Consider the following 19,053-nt stretch of genomic DNA (forward strand, 5'->3'; position numbering starts at 1 on the left):
GCAGGCTGCGCCGGCGTTGGCAGCCTGCGTTACCGTAACAGCGTCATGACCGAAATCCATGTTCTCGACAATCTGGCCAGCGTCGATGCTACGCAGTGGGATGCGTTGATCGCCGATGGCAACCCGTTCGTCTGTTACGCCTTTCTGCGCGGCATGGAAGAACACGGCTGCCTGCGCCACGACTACGGCTGGCAGGCGCATCATCTGGCTATTTACCACGACGGCAAACTGGTCGCCGCAGCGCCGGCGTATCTGAAAGGCAACTCGCACGGCGAATTCGTGTTCGACTTTTCCTGGGCCAATGCCTTCGAACGCGCGGGCGGCGATTACTATCCGAAGCTCCTCGGCGCCGCACCCTACTCGCCAGTGCCCGGCCCGCGCCTGCTCGCCACCAACGATACCGACAAGAGAAAATTGGTCGCCGGGCTTGTGGCCGAAACCGAGCGGCTCGGGCTGTCGTCGGCACACGTCAATTTTCTGCTCGAGACCGACCTCTCCGCGTTCGATGAGCGCTGGCTGCAGCGCTTCGACTGGCAGTTTCACTGGCACAACCGCGGCTACCGGCACTTCGAAGCGTTTCTCACCGGGCTGACGGGAAAGAAGCGGAAAAACATCCGCCAGGAGCGCCGCCAAGCCAGCGACTCCGGCCTGCAGATCGCCATGGAAGCGGGCAGCACGATCAGCGACAGCGACTGGCGCGTGCTGCACGCGCTCTACGAAACCACCTTCGACATGAAAGGCAACCATGCCGCGATGACGCTGCCGTTTTTCCGGCACCTCGGCCGCTCGCTGGGCGATCGTGTGCAGGTGGCCACGGCGCGCATGGACGGACGCATCGTGGCGATGGCGCTATTCATGGTTGGCAACAGCACGCTCTATGGCCGCTACTGGGGCAGCGTGGTCGAGGTGCCTGGGCTGCATTTCGAGCTGTGCTACTACCTCGGCATCGAGTTCTGCATCGCCAATCAGCTGCAGACTTTCGAGCCCGGCGCGCAAGGTGAGCACAAGATGGCACGCGGCTTTCTGCCAACCCGCACGCATTCGCGCCACTACCTGGTCAACGAGAGTTTTGATCTCGCGGTGCGCAACGCCCTGGTGCATGAAGCGCATTCGCGCGAGGCTTATTACGGAGAGTTGATGGAGCACTCGCCATATGCCTCGACTCGCCCAGGGCCATGATTATTTTGCCGGAGCAGAAGAGTAGAACTCAACGGGCTGCTCGTGTTGATCCAGACAAAATATTCTCTGAACTCCAAAAGCCAACACACATAATCCTCACCCATAAAAAGGCCGAGGGAATCTCTCCCCTCGGCCTCCAAACCTAGCCGGCTATCGGTGGATAGCTACGCTGGACTTCAGTTCGACTCGGTAAACTGAATCGACGGCGACGATCCGCCGGAGGCAGTACAACTGCCCGCAGTCAGGTTATTGGTTTCTCCGGTCGTGCCGGCATTCGCAACACAAGTCGGCGCCGCCGTGCTGCCGGAGGTCACGGCGACATTCACCGTAACCGATGAGCCCGAGTTGAATTCAGCGTCCGATCCGCCGGCGTTGCCGACGACATTGAACTCCGACTCATTCCACACAGTGGCAATTTTAAGAACGCTATCATTGGCGCTGATGGTGTAGGCCTCGGTGCCATCGGTGAAGACCGTCGTATCGCTGCCGCCGGACGCAACGGTGCCCGAGAGCTTCAGATTCGCAAGCTGGGTAATCGGCACATCGGGTGCTGTTACGGCCGCACTGTTTTTATAGCAATCGCCACCGCCATCGCTTCCAAATCCGCTCGGACACGAACTGCCGCCATAGCCGATCAGCCAATACTGCATGAACACCGCCGCCTCGCCCTGGGTGCTGTAATCCGGCGAATAAATGAATTGCTGCCACACCGTGCAACCGGAGTGGCTCTTGCAAACGGAGGTGGTCGCATTCGCGTTGGAATTGATCTGAAGCGTATATTCGTTCGAGCCGAGAATACCGCCACCACCAAACGCGGCAACGCCGACGCTTTGTTCCGATGTCACGCCAGTCACCGAGGGAAAGGTTCCGACCGTTCCGGTGATCAGCCCCGAAACTTCTGCAGCATAATCATCACCGTTGCCTGTCGTTTGCGCTCCGCCAGACAGCGAGCTGAGGCGCGACACCTTGCGTGGGAGCGGATGGCTGCGTGGGGTCACCACATTGCATCCGACCTGCTTCCAAAGGATGCTGGGATATGTGGCGTGAAAGCAGCCTTCCGTCGGCGGAGTGGTGTGCGAGATGTCTTCGCGCCAGCTCGCTCGCGCCTGCGTTTCTGCCTGACTGACCATTTGCTCATCGCCCGCTGCTGGCGCGGCGACAGCGGATGGAAGCCACGCCGCGCCTGCAAGGCTTGCCAGAACCGCGACCTGAACCATGCAACGTGCAGCCGGTTTCATCTTCAAATGCATACATCTCTCCCATTGTTTTCGGCTCTGGACCATCCAAGAGTCGACTTCCCAAAACATGTACAGCACCATCAAATGAAACTTTGGAAACGAGGTTTTTCAGCTTTAACGTTGAAATCTATCTCTGCCCAAAAAGACTTGGCTACTGGAGGTTTTTTCAGTGATGCTCATAGGTTGTTGGCGCAAGAACATGCGAAAAAGACACGCAACTGTCTGGCCCGACGACCTTGACTACTGGATGGCTTTCAAGGTTCTCTCTGTAGAAATGAACTCATATCTCCATCCAGCGGATTTTCCACTTTGCCATGACGACCTTGACGTCGAGTTCCGCATCGCCCGCAAGCTGCAGGCCTTCGAGTCTGCGCGAGGGAGAAGCGCAAGATGATGCGTCGCTTTCTGCAAGCCAGTTCGCATTTGCATCACTGCCTAGTCAACGCGAATTTTGATTTGACGGCGCACAAATCGTTGATGGAGCACTCGCCATACGTATCCACCCGCGTCGAACCATGATCGTCTTGCCGCAGCTGCATGCAGGAGTCCTCGAAGCCTTTCCAAATCCGCAGCGTGCGCTGAGCCAGCCGAACGGGCTGCTTGCCTTCGGTGGCGATCTCTCACCCGATCGCCTGCTCGACGCCTATCGCCACGGCATCTTTCCCTGGTTCAACGAAGGTGAGCCGATCCTGTGGTGGTCACCTGATCCGCGCTGCGTATTTCACACCGACGCTCCGCATGTCAGCCGGCGCACGCGTCGATCGCTGGCGAACTGTGGCTGGACGGTGACGGTAGATCGCGCGTTCGATCGCGTTATTCGCGCTTGTGCCGGTGAGCGGGCGAAGGAACGCGGCACCTGGATCAGTCCTGCAATGATGCAAGCGTATGAAGCGCTGCATCATCGCGGCGATGCGCATAGCGTGGAAATCTGGGATGGAACGAATCTCGTCGGCGGTATCTACGGCGTGGCAACCGGCAAACTGTTTTGTGGCGAGTCCATGTTCAGTGCCGTCAGCGGTGGATCGAAAGCTGCGCTGATCGCGCTATGCGCGCTACTGGCGGAGCGTGGCTATCCATTGCTTGATGCGCAGGTGACTAATCCGCATCTGATCAGCATGGGCGCTGTCGAAATAGCGCGAGACGATTTTCTCGCGCAGGTAGCCGCGCTCACGGCCATGCATGTTCCTTCTGGAAACTGGCAAGACGCGACGCCCACTTTCCTGCCTTGACGGCGCGGCCCGAATGAGCCGTTCCGCCACTTCAAACCAAGCTCAGTTGAGCTCGTCGGGATTCGGACCCATGCGGTTGCCACCATCGAGACCGTTGATCCTTTTCAGCTGATCGTTGCTCAGCTCGAAGTCGAACACGTCGAAGTTTTCCTTGATACGCGACGGGGTCTGCGATTTCGGGATCACCATATGACCCAGCTGCAGATGCCAACGGATGATGACCTGCGCAGCAGTCTTGCCATGCGCGTCTGCGACTTCCTTGATGATCTTGTTTTTCAGCAGATCGCCACCCTGCCCGAGCGGACTCCAGGCTTCGGTGACGATGCCCTTGGACTTGTTGAAGCCGGCCACATCGACCTGGGCAAAATCCGGATGCAGCTCGATCTGGTTGACTACCGGTACGACGTCGGTTTCCTTGATCAGTTTCTCGAGATGCTTCGGCTGGAAATTCGATACACCGATCGACTTGATGCGCCCCTCATCGCGCAAACGGATGAAGGCTTTGAACGTATCGACGTACAGGTCTTTCGCGGGACACGGCCAATGGATCAGATAAAGGTCGACGTAATCCTGCTTGAGCTTGTCCATGCTGGCATCGAAGGCCTTCAACGTGGCATCGAAGCCCTGATCGCCGTTCCACAGCTTGGTCGTCAGAAAAATGTCGCTGCGCGACAGGCCCGAATCGCGGATGGCTTCACCTACGCCTTTTTCATTCTTGTAGAACGCCGCCGTGTCGATCGAACGGTAACCAGCCTTCAGCGCGGTGGCGACTGCGTCAGTGGCCTGCGCGTTGTCGATCAGAAAGACGCCGAAACCGAGCTGCGGCGCGTAAATACCATCGTTGAGCTTCAACAGGGGTTGCTTGTCAGTCATGCGGTGTTGCTCCATCAGTTTCAAAACCTAAGGAGCAACCATGCACCATCCACCCCTGAAAGCGGCGTGATCAATCCGTGCGCGAAACGTAATGACTGGCCACGTAGCCATCGAGAATGCCGACGAATTCGCTGGCGATATTGTCGCCACGCAGGGTCATTGCCTTTTCGCCGTCGATGAACACCGGCGCCGCCGGAGACTCGCCGTTGCCCGGCAGCGAAATGCCGATATTGGCGTGCTTGGATTCACCCGGTCCATTGACGATGCAACCCATCACCGCCAGCGTGAGGTTCTCCACGCCGTCGTACTTGATACGCCACACCGGCATCTGCTCGCGCACGTGTTCCTGCACCTTTTTCGCCAGCTCCTGGAAAAATTCGCTGGTGGTACGACCGCAGCCCGGGCATGCGGTGACCAGCGGTGTGAACGAGCGCAGGCCCATCGTCTGCAACAGCTCCTGCGCCACGATCACCTCGCCGGTGCGTGCGCCACCGGGCTCGGGCGTGAGCGAGATGCGAATGGTGTCGCCGATGCCTTCCTGCAGCAGCACGGCCAGCGCGGCGCTGGACGCGGTGATGCCCTTCGAGCCCATGCCGGCCTCGGTCAAGCCGAGATGCAGGGCGTAGTCGCAGCGCGCGGCCAGATCGCGATAGACCGCGATCAGCTCCTGCACACCCGATACCTTGCACGACAGGATAATCCGATCGCGGGCTAGGCCGATTTCCTCGGCGCGCGCGGCGGAATCCAGCGCCGAACGGATCAACGCCTCACGCGCCACGTGCGAAGCATCCCACGGATCGGCACGTTTGGCGTTCTCGTCCATCAGCGTAGCGACCATGCTCTGATCGAGCGAGCCCCAGTTGGCGCCGATGCGTACCGGCTTTTTGTATTGGATCGCCTTCTCGATGATCGCGCCGAACTGACTGTCTCTCTTCTTGCCAAAGCCCACGTTGCCGGGGTTGATGCGGTACTTGGCCAGCACTTCGGCGCAGGCCGGCTCGGCCTCCAGCAGTTGGTGGCCGTTGTAGTGGAAGTCGCCGATGATCGGCACGTCCACGCCCATCATCGCCAGCCGTTCGGCGATTCGCGGCACCGCGGCGGCGGCGGCCGGTGTATTCACGGTGATGCGCACCAGCTCGGAACCGGCGCGCGCCAGCTCGGCGATCTGTTTGGCGGTGCTCACCGGGTCTTCGGTGTCGGTGTTGGTCATCGACTGCACCACGATCGGCGCACCGCCACCGACCATGATCTTGCCGATCTGCACACTGACACTGGGGCGACGCTGGGCGGACTCGGCGAGGCGGGGTTTGTACGAGGAATCGTGGCTCATAAGAGGTAACCGGAAACGCGAAGCGCAACGAGGCGCGACAAACGCCAAGGATACCCGATGCTCCGCATGCACCAAGACAACCTCAAGACAGTGGCTTAAGCTGCGCCGACTTCGCGGCTTCCCAGCATGCGCCCTCCCCTTTTCTGCCTGCCTCATCGCCAAATGACCGAGCTTGACCACTCCGCCTCGCCTCACGTGGCGAACTGCACCCTGCCAGCACCAATGCCGGCCGAAGCCATGCGACTGGGCGCCCTGCACAGCTACGGCATTCTGGATACCCCGCGTGAAGGCGCCTTCGACGACATCACCCGGCTGGCGGCGCTGATTTGCGGCGCGCCCATGGCGCTGGTCAGTCTGGTCGATCGTGAGCGGCAATGGTTCAAGAGCGAAATCGGTATTGGTGTCAGCGAAACGCCGATCAGCAGCTCGATCTGCGCGCATGCGATCCAGCAGACCGACGTATTTATCGTGCCCGACACGCTGCAGGACGAACGCTTTCGGCATAACCCGCTGGTCACCGGCGAACCGCATCTGCGCTTCTATGCTGGCGCATCACTGCGCACCGCCGACGGCTTGCCGCTGGGCACGGTATGTGTGCTGGACACGCAACCACGCGAGCTGAGCCCCGAGCAGGCTGAAGCGTTGCGGGCACTGGCCCGCCAGACCATGGCGCAGATCGAATTGCGCCGACTGCTCACGCAGGCGCAGGAATCCAACCACTACCGACGCCAACTGATGGCGATTGCCGGACACGATCTGAAGACACCGGTGCGCTCGGCAGCGTATGCCATCCGCAAAGTGCAACGCGAGTTGAGCCCCGAGCAGGGCGCGCCGCTGAATGTCGCCACCGAGGCGCTGGCGCGGATTGATCGCGAGTTCACCCAACTGGCGACGATCGCCGGTACCGAAGGAACAACGGTCGCGCCCGATCAAGCTGGCTTCGACCTCAGCGAGGTGCTGGAGCCGATACTCGGTAACTGGCAACAACCTGCGCTGGCCAAGGGTCTGCGTTTGCGAAGCGTGCCGACCCACCTGCGTGTGCTCAGCAACCCGACCCTGCTGGCAACCCTGCTCGGCAACCTGCTGGGCAATGCGATCAAATACACCAAGCACGGTTCCGTACTGATCGGCTGCCGTCGCCGCGGCGATCGCGTCGTGGTGGAAATCATCGATACCGGCATGGGCATGGACGATCTGCAAACCGGTGAAATGTTCGGCGCGTTCCGCCAGGTCGATACACGCAGCGAAGGCTTGGGGTTGGGGTTGTGGATCGTGCGCAGCACGGCCGAATCACTCGGCCACCGGGTTCGCGTGCAATCGACGCTCGGCCGCGGCAGCCGGTTTTCGGTAGAACTGCCGCGCGCCTGAATCAGCGCATCCTGGATTATCCAGTCTGGCCGCTCGACGTTTTTCGGCGGAGTGCGGCGAGCAGCAGACGCCGCTCAATACGCTCGGCCAAGGTCTGCGGATGTTCCAGATTCATCCGCACCAGCGCCGCCAGCTCTTCGTATACGGGTGCGCCCGGATTCACCGCCGCGCGCAACAGTTGCCACTTGCCGAGCCATGTCGCTTGCGCTGACTGCAACCACGTCAGCGCGCCAAGCAGCAGCTGTTCGGTCTCGGTGAAATCGCTGCCGAACGGAAACTTCGGCAGCAAGCCTTTCTGCTGAAACGGCGCCAGCGCCTCGTGCAAATGCTCCGGTGTATGGCGTCGCCAGATGTCGGGAATCACAAAGTCCCTGGCCAGCTTGCCGTGCGATTTCGCCTCGGCACACAGCGCTTCGAGAAAACGCGCATCGCTGATCGACAGCATCGCCTCGATGCATTCGCTGTCACTCTTGCCGCGCAGGTCGGCCACGCCGTATTCGGTGATGTACAGATCGCGCAGATGACGCGGAATCGTGGCCTGACCGTAGTTCCAGCGGATGTTGCTGTCGATGCCGCCGCGCACTTTGCGGGTTGCACGCAGCAGCAGTGCCGAGCGACCGTCCGGCAATTCGTGCGCCATCGCCACGAAGTTGTACTGGCCGCCCACACCGCTGACCACACCGCCATCGTCGAGCGTGTCGGACACCGCTGCACCGAGCAACGTGGCCATCATGCAGGTGTTGAAGAAACGTGCACCGCGCCGCTGCAGTGTCGCCAGCGCCTGATGATCGCCGTACAGATGATTGACGTTGGAAACCGGACACATGTCGATCGCGTCCGGATCGGCCGCCTCGGTCGCGGCAAGCCAGTCGTAGAGTTCGCGCGTACCGAGAAAAAACGCGCCACGCAGATAATGGCCGCCCGGCGTCGCCGGGTTCAACCTGCCGCTGGCGGAAGCACGCTCCAGCGCCAGATTGTCCCAGCTGCGACGCTTGAGCACGCCAGCGCGCTGCAGGTGCATGAAGCCATCGAGCACCATTTCGCTGGCGCCGTACAAACCCTGCTCGAATGGCGCTAGCCCACCGACGCGTTCGGCTATCGCCTGCGTATTGCCCGTCGTATCCAGTGCCGCCAACGCACGCTGCCACTGGGCATTTTCCTGCTGCCGCAATAACAACCCTTTGACCAGCGCATCGGACAGCGCACCGATGCCGATCTGCAGGCAGCCACCGTCTTTCACCAACGCGCTGGCATGCAGGCCGAGGGCGTATTCGGCGGTATCAACCGGCAGACGCGGCAAAGCGAACAGGCGCGGCGAAGCATCGGGACGCAGCTCAAGATCGAAAAAATCTTCAACCACTTCGGCCATGCCGCCCATGTACGGAAGATCCGGATGCACCACTGCCACACACAAAGGCCGCGGCTTCCCGGCGGCTTCGATCTGCCGCAGTAGATCGAGCGTGAGATCCGGATTGCACGACAGGCTGTAACGCACGCCGTCAGAGCCTTCCCGCCGCGCCACCAGCTGCACCAACACGTTGATGTCCTGCAGCGCCAGATCTCGCGCCACGTGGGTGTAGTTCTGGCTGATGTAGTTGCGCTGCGCTGCGCCGGAATGCAGCAACGCGCCCGACTGCATGTAGAACTCGTGCACCTCGATATTCGACGGCAGCGCGTCACGGGCCTGATCCAGCGCGTATTGCGGATCGACTTGATCAGCGCCAAAGTGCCGCTGCAGAAATGGCTTGAGAAAACGCGCCTCAAGTCCCGGCTTTGGCTGCGGTCGCGTCAGGGACAGTGCCGTGAACAAGCGCATCGAGCGGCCGGCGTCATCCGCTGTCAGCCGATACAACGCGTTGAGCAACCCATGCGGCTTGCCCAAACCCAGCGGCGCAGCCATGCGCAGATCTACGCCAACGTGATCGGCAATCTGCTTCGCGCACGCTTCAGTGTTGCTCAGTCGGTGCTGGATCGGCATGCGCAGGATGATGCCAGATCAGGTCGACAAATATAGCGATGCGAAAGAATCGAGTGTGCGAGGTGTCGGCACCTTGACGAACCATGACCTAGACTCATCGCATGCCTGCAAAACCATTGATCGCCTCCCCTATTCATCGCCTGCTCGCGCAGCAGGCGCTTAGCCGTGCCGCCGGCGCGCCGCTGATCACCGGCAATGCTGTCGAGCTGCTGATCGACGCACCCGTGCATTACGCCGTCTGGCTCAAGGCCATCCGCGGCGCGCAGCATCGGGTACTGCTGGAGAACTACATCATTCGCGATGACGAAGTCGGCCGCGAATTTCGCGATGCGCTGATCGAACGCGCGCAGGCCGGCGTGTTGGTGGCGGTGATCACCGACTGGGCCGGCTGCCTGGGACAATCGCGCAGCGCGTTCTGGCAACCGCTACGCGCCGCCGGCGGCAATGTGCGCGTGTTCAACCCGCCGCAGCTGGGCGAACCGTTCGGCTGGATCAGCCGCGACCATCGCAAACTGCTGGTGATCGACGGCCTACAGGGCTTTCTCTCCGGCGTATGCATCAGCGCGAAGTGGCTGGGTAATGCCTCGCGCAACGTGCCGCCGTGGCGCGATACCGGCGTGGCGATACGCGGCCCGGCGGTGACCGAGATCGAGGCCGCGTTTGCGCAAAGCTGGAGTGGCATGGGCGCGGCCCTGCCCGAGTTTTCAGGCTCCATGGAGCCTGCAGAACCGGCCGGCTCGACCGATGTGCGAGTAATCGCCACGCAACCGGCCAGCGCCAGCATGTATCGGCTCGATCAATTGATTGCCGCCATGGCCAGTAAAACCCTATGGCTCACCGATGCGTACTTCGTCGGCGTGTCGCCGTATGTGCAGGCGCTGATCTCGGCCGCGCGCGACGGTGTGGACGTACGCCTGCTGGTACCAGGCAGCAGCGATATTCCGGCGGTCGCCGGCATGTCGCGCGCGGGCTACCGACCGCTGCTGAAAGCCGGTATCCGCGTATTCGAGTGGAATGGCTCGATGCTGCACGCCAAGACGGCGGTGGCTGACGGCCAATGGGCGCGCGTCGGCTCGTCCAACCTCAATATCGCCAGCTGGCTGGGCAATCACGAAATCGACGTAGCGGTAGAGGACGAAGGCTTCGCCGGCCAGCTCGCCGCGCAATATGAACGCGATCTGGAAAACGCCACCGAGATCGTGCTGGTGCCGCGCAAGCGCCGTCATCGCACCACCGAAAAAGTGCGCAGCAGCGAAACACGACCACCACGCGTCCGCCATGCCGGCGGCAGCTCCAGCCGCGCTGCCGTCGGCGCACTGCGAATCGCCAACAGCATGAGCGCGGTACTGACCAATCGTCGCGTGCTCGGCGATGTCTCGATAGGTCCAATGCTGATCGGCACGCTCGCCCTGGTTGCGCTGACTATCGTGGCAATTCTCTGGCCTGCGTCGGTCGCGTGGCCTTTCGCACTGTTCGCTGCATGGTTTGCGCTGAATCTCGCGATTCGCAGCTGGCGACTGCGCAAGCGCCAGCTGCGCAATGCACAAGCCACTGACGACGACTGATCCGGAGCCGATGGCATCGCTGCAATGCCGCTTGCCGCGTCGGTAAAACTGCACCCGATGGATATTTTCGTACAGCTGGGTGACATCACCCATGCTAGGCTCGCCCTCCCATGTCTGCGCCCAACGACACCCCCACCCGATCGATTCTGACCCCCAGCACGCTCAACCGGCTGGTTCGCGACCTGCTGGGCGACGTGTTTCCGTTCGTGTGGATCGAGGGTGAACTGTCCAATGTGGCAAAGCCCGCCTCGGGGCATTTGTATTTCACCCTGAAGGACAGCGGCGCCCAGGTGCGCTGCGCGATGTTCAAACCAAAGAGCGCATCGCTGCGCTTTCGCCCGGTGGATGGCATGCAGGTGCTGCTGCGCGCCAAGGTCGGCCTGTACGAGCCACGCGGCGAATTCCAGCTGGTCGCCGAATCGATGGAGCCAGCCGGCGAAGGTGCACTGCAGCGCGAGTTCGAACAGCTCAAGGCGCGGCTCGATGCCGAGGGACTGTTCGCGCAAGCGCGCAAGCGTCCACTGCCCCGCTATGCCAAGCGCATCGGTGTAATCACCTCGGCCACCGGCGCTGCCGTGCGCGACGTGCTCAGCGTCCTGTCGCGACGATGGCCACTGGCCGATGTCGAGGTGCTGCCGGTGCCCGTGCAGGGCCGCGAAGCCCCACCAGCGATCGTCAAAATGCTCAACAAGGCCTCGGCCAGCGGACGCTACGATGTGCTGCTGCTGACCCGCGGTGGCGGCTCGCTCGAGGATCTGTGGGCGTTCAACGACGAGGCTGTCGCACGCGCCATCCACACCAGCGCCGTACCGGTCGTTTCCGCCGTCGGTCACGAAATCGATTTCAGCATCGCCGACTTCGTCGCCGATCTGCGCGCACCGACGCCGTCAGCCGCCGCCGAACTACTGGTGCCCGATGCCGTGGCAACCATCCGTCACCTGCAACAACTGCAGCAGCGCCTGCTCACCCTGCAGCAGCGAAAGCTGCAGGCACACTCGCAGCGCGTCGATCACCTTTTCGCACGCCTGCAGGCGCAGCGACCGCAGGCGCGCTTGGCACGCGACCGCGAGCGCCTGATCCACTTGCAGCGCCGCCTGACCGGCGTGCTGCGCGAACAAAGCCAGCAGCGCCAGACGCGACTCGAACGCCTGCACAATCGCCTGCTCGCCCAACACCCACGCGCACGACTGCCATTGCTTGCACGCCGGCTGGCCGAACAGGATCAGCGCCTGCGCCGCGCAATCGCCCTGACGCTCGAACGCAAGCAGACGTCCATCCGCCATACCAGTCGCGCACTGCATGCGGTGAGTCCGCTGGCCACACTGGATCGGGGTTACGCCATCTTGTTTGATGAAGGCGGGCACGTGTTGCGCTCTGTCGCTGCGACGAAGCCGGGGGATCCCTTGGTGGCCCGCCTTGCCGATGGCCAGCTGCGAATCAAGGTGCAGAGCGACTGATCAACGGCTGGCATCAACCCGATTTACCCGTCGCATTATCCGCCAACCGCACCAGCGCACTCGCTGCACTGACAAACTCCGACGGCATCATCACGATGGTCATCGTGTTCTGCTCGGCGCCGACTTCGGTCAGCATCTGCATACGGCGCAGTTCCATCGCCATCGGCATATGCGCCATCTTGGCGGCCGCTTCGGTGAGCTTGAGCGCGGCGTCGTGCTCGGCTTCGGCCTTGATGATGCGGGCGCGCTTTTCGCGATGCGCTTCGGCTTCCTGCGCCATGGCACGCTGCATGGATTGTGGAATTTCCACATCCTTGATCTGCACACGATCGACCATCACGCCCCATGGTTCGGTGACCTTGTCGATGATGTCGCCCAGCATGCTCGAGAGCTTCTCCTGTTCCTTCAGCAATTCGTCCAGCGAGTGCTGGCCCATCACGCTGCGCAGGCTGGTGAGCGCGGTCTGACGTACGGCGTCCTCGAAATTGGCTACCTCAACGATTGCGCGTTCGGGGTTGATCACCTTGTACCAGACCACCGCACGCACCTTCACCGGCACGTTGTCGTTGGTCATGGTCTCCTGCGGCTCGATGTCCTGGGTAACCACGCGCATGTCGATCATCAGCATGCGATCAATGACCGGAATGATCCAGGTCAGACCCGGGCCTTTGGTGGTCTCGTACTTGCCGAGCCGGAACACCAGACCGCGCTGATACTGCTGCAATACACGAAGACCGGAAATAAGCAGAAACGCGATAAAAACAATCGGTATCAGAACGGACATGGACGTTGCACCCACGACATGAGGAAGTTGCAGGCGATCATTGTACGCCCGCCCAGTCGGGCCAGCGCCTTGCGCCAACGGCGACTCAAGCGAATTGACTGCATCTCACAATCGCTGAACATGCCGCTCTTCTATGCTTGGAGAATTACAGCTCGCAGGACTCCCCGCCATGCTCAAGAAAACCTACCCCTACTACCTCGCCAACCAGCCGCAGCAGCCGAACACCGACTTGGAAGTGCTGGACAAGTACACCGGCAAGGTCGCCACCCGCGTTGCCGTGCCGGATGCCAAAGCGACTGAAAAGGCGATCGTCGCGGCCGTGAAAGCGACCAAGCCGATGCGCGATTTCAAACCGTGGGCGCGGCAGGCGGTTTTGCAGCATTGCGCCAGGCGCTTTGCGGAACGTCGCGACGAGCTGGCTGAAGCGCTGTGCATCGAAGCCGGCAAACCGATCAAGGATTCGGCGGGCGAAGTGACCCGACTGATCGAGACATTTCAGATCGCCGCTGAGGAATCTGTGCGCACCAATGGCAAAACGCTGAACCTTGAGCTGGCCAGCCGTCTGGACGGTTACCACGGCTATACCCGTCGCGTGCCGCTGGGTCCTGTTTCGCTGATCAGTCCATTCAATTTTCCGCTGAACCTGGTCGCGCACAAAGTGGCGCCGGCCATCGCCGCCGGCTGCCCGTTTGTACTGAAGCCCTCGGAAAAAACGCCGATTGGCGCACTGATCATTGGTGAAGTACTGGCCGAGACCGATCTGCCGAAAGGTGCGTTCTCGATCCTCACACTGGACGGCAAACATGCCGATCCGCTGGTCGAAGACGAACGCTTCAAGCTGCTGTCCTTCACCGGCGGCCAGATCGGCTGGGATCTCAAGGCGCGCGCTGGCCACAAAAAAGTGACGCTGGAACTTGGTGGCAACGCGGCCTGCATCGTCGATGCTGACCAAGGCCCGAAGCTCGACTACGTGGTCGAGCGGCTGGTATTCGGTGCGTTCTACCAGTCCGGCCAGAGTTGCATCGGCGTGCAGCGAATCTACGTGCATGACGCCATCTACGACACGCTGAAAAAGAAGCTGGTTACCGCCGTGAAAAAGCTTAAGGCTGGCGATCCAAAACTGAAGGAAACCTTTCTCGGCCCGATGATCGACGTGGCCGCGGCAGAACGCCTGCACGGCTGGATCGAAGAGGCGCGCAAGACCGGCGGCAAGCTGCTGTGCGGCGGCAAGCGCAACGGCAACATGCTCGACGCCACGCTGATGGAGAACGTGCCGGCCGATGCCAAGGCCAACCGGATGGAAGCCTTCGGCCCATTCGCCCTGCTCGCCCGTTTCAGCAAGTTCGACGACGCCATTGCGATGGTCAACGACTCGGACTTCGGACTGCAGGCCGGCATTTTCACCGACAGCCTGGAGCACGCCATGCGCGCGTGGAACGAACTGGAACAAGGCGGCGTGGTGGTCAATGACATCCCCAGCTTTCGCGTCGACAACATGCCGTACGGCGGCGTAAAACTCTCGGGCCTGGGCCGCGAAGGTGTGCGTTACGCGATCGAGGATATGACCGAGCTGCGGTTGATGGTGATGCGCGAACGCTGACCGCGCATTGCTACTCCCACCATCGGCTGCTTATGCGTGGCCGGCGGGCTTTGCCACGGGCATCGTGTTCCATCCCAGCGCTTCGTAGACGTGATACTGCGCGATGCCGATGTATTCATGCAGGGCAACGTCGAAAAGTCCAAGATTGAACGCCTGTGGCCAAAACGCCCATGTCGCCTCGACTTGATCGCCTCTGACGGGGATCGGCTGCATGCTGAAATGCTCGAAATAGATCAGGCTACGACGCAAATGAATGCCCGATGTCACCAGCACCAGCGTTTGCGGATCGTAGGCAAGCATCAGACTCCGGCTGTAGCGGGCGTTCTCGAAAGTATTTCTACTGAGCGTTTCGGCCTGGATATCCTGCGGCGACACGCCCAGCTTGGATAACACGCCGGCGTAAACCGTCGATTCGGCCATGCCGTGATGCTGCGGATCACCACCGCTGACCAGCACCAGGCACTGTTTGCCGGTCGATTTACAGTTGCGATAAAGCACAGCCGCTTGAATGATGCGGCCGTTGGCAAATAGTGTCGGCTGCAGCGGATCACCGTCGCTGATCCGGGTGGTGCCAGCGGTGAGAAGCACGATGGCGTTGCGCGATGACCATTGCACGAAAGGCGTCGTCGCGTAGTTCTGCTGCAGGTTATCGAGCAGCCAGGCCGTCACCGGGCCACAGGCTATCGCCAGAAAAAGCACCACTGTAAAAAAAGCAATACTGCGCGCCAGCAAATGCCTACGCGCCCAGCTGGCTGCTGCTGACAAAAGAACAAGCACTCCGAACAGGCTCAGCGTCATGACACCGGTATCTAATGGCGAATGTGTCCAGCGTAACGCAGCCCGCTAGCCAGCGTCTTCAGGACGCCCTACCGATTGGCTGAATCGTTCTTTGCAGGAAACACAGCGGTGACGAATGACCTATTGAACGGGTGACCTGTCGTGACCACGTTGGTCGCATCAAACCGGACGCCCGTCGTGAACAAACCTCTGCTACATCTGCTAACCGCCTTATTTTTCGCCATTGCTGCGCTACCCGGAGTTTCCCAAGCCGCGTCGGAGGGAGACGACTACGTTGCAGTGCAAGTCCCCAACGTGAACCAGGCTGTGGTCTTTTTTCGTGATGTCATGAATTGCAGCGTGATAAGCGACGACAGCCAGGCCCTGACGGCACAGGCTGCGCTGATGGCCTGTGGTCGCGAGACCACCGTTGAAATCACCCAGGCTTCTGGGCACACGCAGCATGCCAGTGCCCTACCACAAGGTCTGACGCTCGATACGGATGATGCCACCAGCGTTGCTGCTTGGCTGCGCGCCAATCACGTTCAACTGATCGGATCGCCTACCCGTCTGACTACTGGGCCGGATGCAGGCAAGATCGCCGTGAGCTTTTTTACACCTTGGGGCCAGCCGTTGCAGTTGGTCAGCCGCATGAAAGCCGATGATTTGCTGCAGACCACAACGCCTGCGTCCAGGGTGGCGGTGCAATAGAGGGGTTCAAAGGCCGAGGCGAAGCATCTATTTTGAGGCCCTCTACCGAGCCCGCAACAGTGTCGCGACAGCATTCAGCATGGTCTTCGAGTCGTATGGTTTCAGCAGCATGTCGTAGTTGTGAAAATCTTCCGGGATTTCATCCTTGCTGTAACCGGAGGCGAATACAAACGGCACGCCTTGCTCTCGCAGCTGCTCAGCCAGCGGAAACACCAGCTCTTTGCCCAAGTTGACGTCAAGAATTGCCGCATCGAAGTCCTCGCGCTGCGAAACCTTCAGTCCTTCGGCCACGCTGGACACGCCATGCACCTGATAACCCGCGTCAGACAGGACGTCTTCCAGCACCATTGCGATAAACATCTCGTCTTCAACCATTAGAACGTGAGGCCTGTAACCCATAAACCATCTCCTGACCGGTGCGGGACTTCATGCGCCTCGAAAACAAAGCAACCTGAGTGGCTGCAGAATGGCTTTCCATCAGTGACGGGCCTGTGTCGCATCAGTGAATGGCCAAGCCGTGATTCATAACGGATTGAGCGAATTTCTGATCGGTCCGAGAGAAAGCACCGGCCTCGGAGGGCGAATAAGTTGCGCGATCCGGCGTCGGGGTCCACCTCTGGGTTAGATCCGGAAAACGGCTAACTACCGCCTTCGCCGTACCAAGCCCGTTTCAGCAAGCCGCTGTAGCTGCCGCCATCGGCCGAGGTGTACGCTCCACATCCTCGCCGCGATCAACGCCGGCGACACTCAGGGGAATGGAAAGTCACATGAAAAATCTACTGCTGAACGGCGGCACCGGTCTCACTGGAAAATTCACCGCCTGGAAGATTCTCGTTCCTGTTGTCGTCATCGCGGTTTTTTTGAATAGCGTTTTCGTCATCTCGCCCAGCGAAGAGGCCGGTACGCGCTGGCTCGGCGGTACGCCGATGACTACTGCACCGCTGACCACCGGCATGCACTTCAAAGTACCGTTCTTCGAAAATGTGGATCGTATCCAGACCAGCCGCTCGGTCTACACACTCAACGCTTTGGACGTCTATACCAACGACAACCAGAAAGTCACCATCGACCTCAGCATCATCTACCAGATCCCCAGTGCTGCGGTGATGAACCTGCTTTACCACGTCGGCCGTGCCGGCAACTTCGATATCGACGGCACCATTCTGCCGGTTGTTCGCGATCGCGCGCTGGCTGCCTTCGCTCAGTACAACACGCTGACCATCTCCGATCAGCGCGCGCAGATCACGCTGCAGATGCGCAAGGACGTCAGCGAGGCCTTGCAGCGACTGTTCGGCGTCGACACCATCGATGTGCAGCTCACTGGCATCCACTACTCGCCGGTGTTCGATCAGTCCATCGAAGAAGCGGTACGTGCGAAGAACCTTGCCGTGCAGGCCGAAAACACCGTCGCGCAAAAGAAATTCGAAGGCCAGCAGAAAACCGTTACCGCCTCCGCCGAGGCCCAGGCCTCCGTCGAACGCGCCACCGGCGAAGCACAGTCCACCGTGCTGCAAGCCGATGCCCAAGCCAAGGCCATTGCGACCGTCGGCAACGCCCTGAAAACCAACCCCGACTACGTCCACTTCTACGGCATGCAACGCTGGAACGGCATCCTGCCACAAGTCGTCGGCTCCGGCTCGATACCGATGATTGATCTGAAGAGTGGCGACGCAGGGAAGTAGTCGGAAATGACGACGTACTTTGCTGACTCAATATATTAAACGACGTAATGCCCGCTATCGACCCGGGCATTGCGCCGAATCGGGTTGACTGCACACTTTTTGCCTCAAATTTGCCATTGCAAAGGCTGTGTCAACACTCGCAACAAGGGTATCGTTTTGGTAGTTGTTGGCGCCGTCACGCTTGGCGCACATCATATGAAAGGCTGCTCGTTTATGAAGTGCTTTGCTCTTGTGATGTTGATGGCAATTTCTAGTGCGGCATCAGCTTTGGATTGCCAGCATCCAAACAGCACGCCAGAAAATAACCAATGCGCGGCGCTTGATGCAGCGGCAGCGGATACCAAGCTCAACGAGACATATCAGCGTGTTCTTGCGCTGTTCGAGGGGCCTAATGATGAGGCCGGACGATGGTACCCGGCGTCCACGAAGGCCTCTTTAATTGCTGCGGAAAGAGAATGGATCAAGTATCGCGACGATAACTGCACCGCGATCTTCAATAACTACAAGGCGGGAACTATCCACACGGTCATGGAACTGGAGTGCCGCAAGGAACTTACCGACCAACGCATCAAAGCGCTGGAACTCTTTTCGGGACCTGGATGACCTCTATGCGTTTGGGTCAGCGTGGTCTGAACGTCCGCTATTGGCCATAGCAGACGTTACGTCGGGATAAGTCGCAGCACTTTTCCATCTCAGCCGTTGGCAGACGCAGCAGGAAATCCATCAGCTGCCACCGCGCACGCGCAACGTCAGCCCCTTCAAAAAATTCCGCAGCAGCTGATCCCCGCACAGTCTGAAATTCTTGTGGTCGGGCTGGCGAAACAGCGCGCTGAGTTCCGGCTTAGAAATCGGAAAGCCTGCGTCGGCGAGGATCTGGTGCATGTCCACGTCTTTCAGCTCGAAAGCCACGCGCAGTTTCTTCAGCACTACATTGTTGGTGACGCGCTTTTCCACCGGCCGCGGCGGCAGGCTTTCGTCGCGGCCGCGGCGTTGCACCACCAAACCATCGAGGAAGTGCGCCAGTACGCTGTTGCTGCACTCCACGTAGCCGGCGTCCTCGTCCTTTTTCAGAAATTCCTGCACATTTTCTTTCTCGATCGGGAAACTCGCATCGGCGAGTTTGGTGATTTCCACCACCTTGCCATCGCTGAGGTCGAGCATGTAGCGGATGCTGCGCAGTACGTCGTTGTTGATCATGTCGTTCCGATGGTGTCGCCAAAGCCGACATGCTACCGCGCCTTGCACCCTCAACCCCTTTTTCGCCGTGGCTGCGTTTCATCTA

At 60.4% G+C, this 19,053-nt stretch carries 17 protein-coding genes; 9 read left to right on the forward strand and 8 right to left on the reverse strand.

The features are described from left to right. The first annotated feature begins 45 nt into the window (after positions 1-45). Positions 46-1,179, forward strand: coding sequence for a GNAT family N-acetyltransferase (locus HDE79_RS12885; protein ID WP_184602377.1), 1,134 nt, complete (start codon positions 46-48; stop codon positions 1,177-1,179). Positions 1,180-1,355: 176 nt separating this feature from the next. Here the strand turns inward: HDE79_RS12885 and HDE79_RS12890 are convergent, their stop codons facing one another. Then, positions 1,356-2,498: a hypothetical protein gene (locus tag HDE79_RS12890; RefSeq protein ID WP_343205961.1), complete on the reverse strand. Its 1,143-nt coding sequence runs from the start codon at positions 2,496-2,498 to the stop codon at positions 1,356-1,358. 434 nt (positions 2,499-2,932) lie between these two features. On the opposite strand from HDE79_RS12890, the gene aat reads away from it, so the two are divergent. Beyond that, positions 2,933-3,646 carry a leucyl/phenylalanyl-tRNA--protein transferase gene (aat, locus tag HDE79_RS12895; protein WP_184602378.1) on the forward strand — a complete coding sequence of 238 codons (714 nt, stop codon included), beginning with the start codon at positions 2,933-2,935 and terminating at the stop codon, positions 3,644-3,646. 42 nt (positions 3,647-3,688) lie between these two features. Here the strand turns inward: aat and HDE79_RS12900 are convergent, their stop codons facing one another. Continuing rightward, a complete protein-coding gene (locus HDE79_RS12900; protein WP_184602379.1) occupies positions 3,689-4,519 on the reverse strand; it encodes an aldo/keto reductase in 831 nt (276 codons plus the stop codon). A gap of 70 nt (positions 4,520-4,589) precedes the next feature. After that, on the reverse strand, positions 4,590-5,849 hold the full coding sequence (gene ispG / locus HDE79_RS12905; RefSeq protein ID WP_184602380.1) for a flavodoxin-dependent (E)-4-hydroxy-3-methylbut-2-enyl-diphosphate synthase: 1,260 nt from the start codon (positions 5,847-5,849) through the stop codon (positions 4,590-4,592). 126 nt (positions 5,850-5,975) lie between these two features. On the opposite strand from ispG, the gene HDE79_RS12910 reads away from it, so the two are divergent. Further along, positions 5,976-7,217 (forward strand): GAF domain-containing sensor histidine kinase, encoded by a 1,242-nt coding sequence (locus HDE79_RS12910; protein WP_255488405.1) that lies wholly within the window; start codon positions 5,976-5,978, stop codon positions 7,215-7,217. Positions 7,218-7,233: 16 nt separating this feature from the next. Here the strand turns inward: HDE79_RS12910 and HDE79_RS12915 are convergent, their stop codons facing one another. After that, positions 7,234-9,195 (reverse strand): acetyl-CoA hydrolase/transferase C-terminal domain-containing protein, encoded by a 1,962-nt coding sequence (locus tag HDE79_RS12915; RefSeq protein WP_184602381.1) that lies wholly within the window; start codon positions 9,193-9,195, stop codon positions 7,234-7,236. Positions 9,196-9,296: 101 nt separating this feature from the next. On the opposite strand from HDE79_RS12915, the gene HDE79_RS12920 reads away from it, so the two are divergent. Both HDE79_RS12920 and xseA read left to right on the forward strand, forming a co-directional pair. Then, positions 9,297-10,760 (forward strand): phospholipase D-like domain-containing protein, encoded by a 1,464-nt coding sequence (locus HDE79_RS12920; protein ID WP_184602382.1) that lies wholly within the window; start codon positions 9,297-9,299, stop codon positions 10,758-10,760. Positions 10,761-10,870: 110 nt separating this feature from the next. After that, positions 10,871-12,217 carry an exodeoxyribonuclease VII large subunit gene (xseA, locus tag HDE79_RS12925; protein WP_184602383.1) on the forward strand — a complete coding sequence of 449 codons (1,347 nt, stop codon included), beginning with the start codon at positions 10,871-10,873 and terminating at the stop codon, positions 12,215-12,217. Positions 12,218-12,230: 13 nt separating this feature from the next. Here xseA and HDE79_RS12930 read toward each other — a convergent pair whose 3' ends face one another. Next, positions 12,231-13,001 (reverse strand): slipin family protein, encoded by a 771-nt coding sequence (locus tag HDE79_RS12930; RefSeq protein WP_184602384.1) that lies wholly within the window; start codon positions 12,999-13,001, stop codon positions 12,231-12,233. A 169-nt stretch (positions 13,002-13,170) separates the two neighbouring features. Between HDE79_RS12930 and HDE79_RS12935 the strand changes: the two genes are divergently transcribed. Then, a complete protein-coding gene (locus HDE79_RS12935; protein ID WP_184602385.1) occupies positions 13,171-14,601 on the forward strand; it encodes an aldehyde dehydrogenase family protein in 1,431 nt (476 codons plus the stop codon). A gap of 30 nt (positions 14,602-14,631) precedes the next feature. Here HDE79_RS12935 and HDE79_RS12940 read toward each other — a convergent pair whose 3' ends face one another. Continuing rightward, complete coding sequence (locus HDE79_RS12940) at positions 14,632-15,399, reverse strand: YdcF family protein (RefSeq protein WP_184602386.1); 768 nt, start codon at positions 15,397-15,399, stop codon at positions 14,632-14,634. A 177-nt stretch (positions 15,400-15,576) separates the two neighbouring features. Here HDE79_RS12940 and HDE79_RS12945 point away from each other — a divergent pair, with 177 nt between their 5' ends. Then, entirely contained in the window at positions 15,577-16,089 is a 513-nt protein-coding gene (locus tag HDE79_RS12945) for a VOC family protein (protein WP_184602387.1), read from the forward strand. Between the two features lie 42 nt (positions 16,090-16,131). Here the strand turns inward: HDE79_RS12945 and HDE79_RS12950 are convergent, their stop codons facing one another. After that, on the reverse strand, positions 16,132-16,488 hold the full coding sequence (locus HDE79_RS12950) for a response regulator (RefSeq protein ID WP_184602388.1): 357 nt from the start codon (positions 16,486-16,488) through the stop codon (positions 16,132-16,134). A 368-nt stretch (positions 16,489-16,856) separates the two neighbouring features. Here HDE79_RS12950 and HDE79_RS12955 point away from each other — a divergent pair, with 368 nt between their 5' ends. Further along, positions 16,857-17,771 (forward strand): prohibitin family protein, encoded by a 915-nt coding sequence (locus HDE79_RS12955; RefSeq protein ID WP_184602389.1) that lies wholly within the window; start codon positions 16,857-16,859, stop codon positions 17,769-17,771. Positions 17,772-17,855: 84 nt separating this feature from the next. After that, positions 17,856-18,374 carry a lysozyme inhibitor LprI family protein gene (locus HDE79_RS12960; RefSeq protein WP_184602390.1) on the forward strand — a complete coding sequence of 173 codons (519 nt, stop codon included), beginning with the start codon at positions 17,856-17,858 and terminating at the stop codon, positions 18,372-18,374. Positions 18,375-18,494: 120 nt separating this feature from the next. On the opposite strand, the gene HDE79_RS12965 is transcribed toward HDE79_RS12960, so the two are convergent. Further along, the gene (locus HDE79_RS12965; RefSeq protein WP_184602391.1) at positions 18,495-18,968 is read right to left on the reverse strand and encodes a DUF1456 family protein; all 474 of its coding nucleotides are present in this window, start codon (positions 18,966-18,968) and stop codon (positions 18,495-18,497) included. Positions 18,969-19,053 lie beyond the last annotated feature (85 nt).

Source organism: Rhodanobacter sp. MP1X3 (assembly GCF_014207165.1).
In the GTDB taxonomy this organism is placed as follows: domain Bacteria; phylum Pseudomonadota; class Gammaproteobacteria; order Xanthomonadales; family Rhodanobacteraceae; genus Rhodanobacter.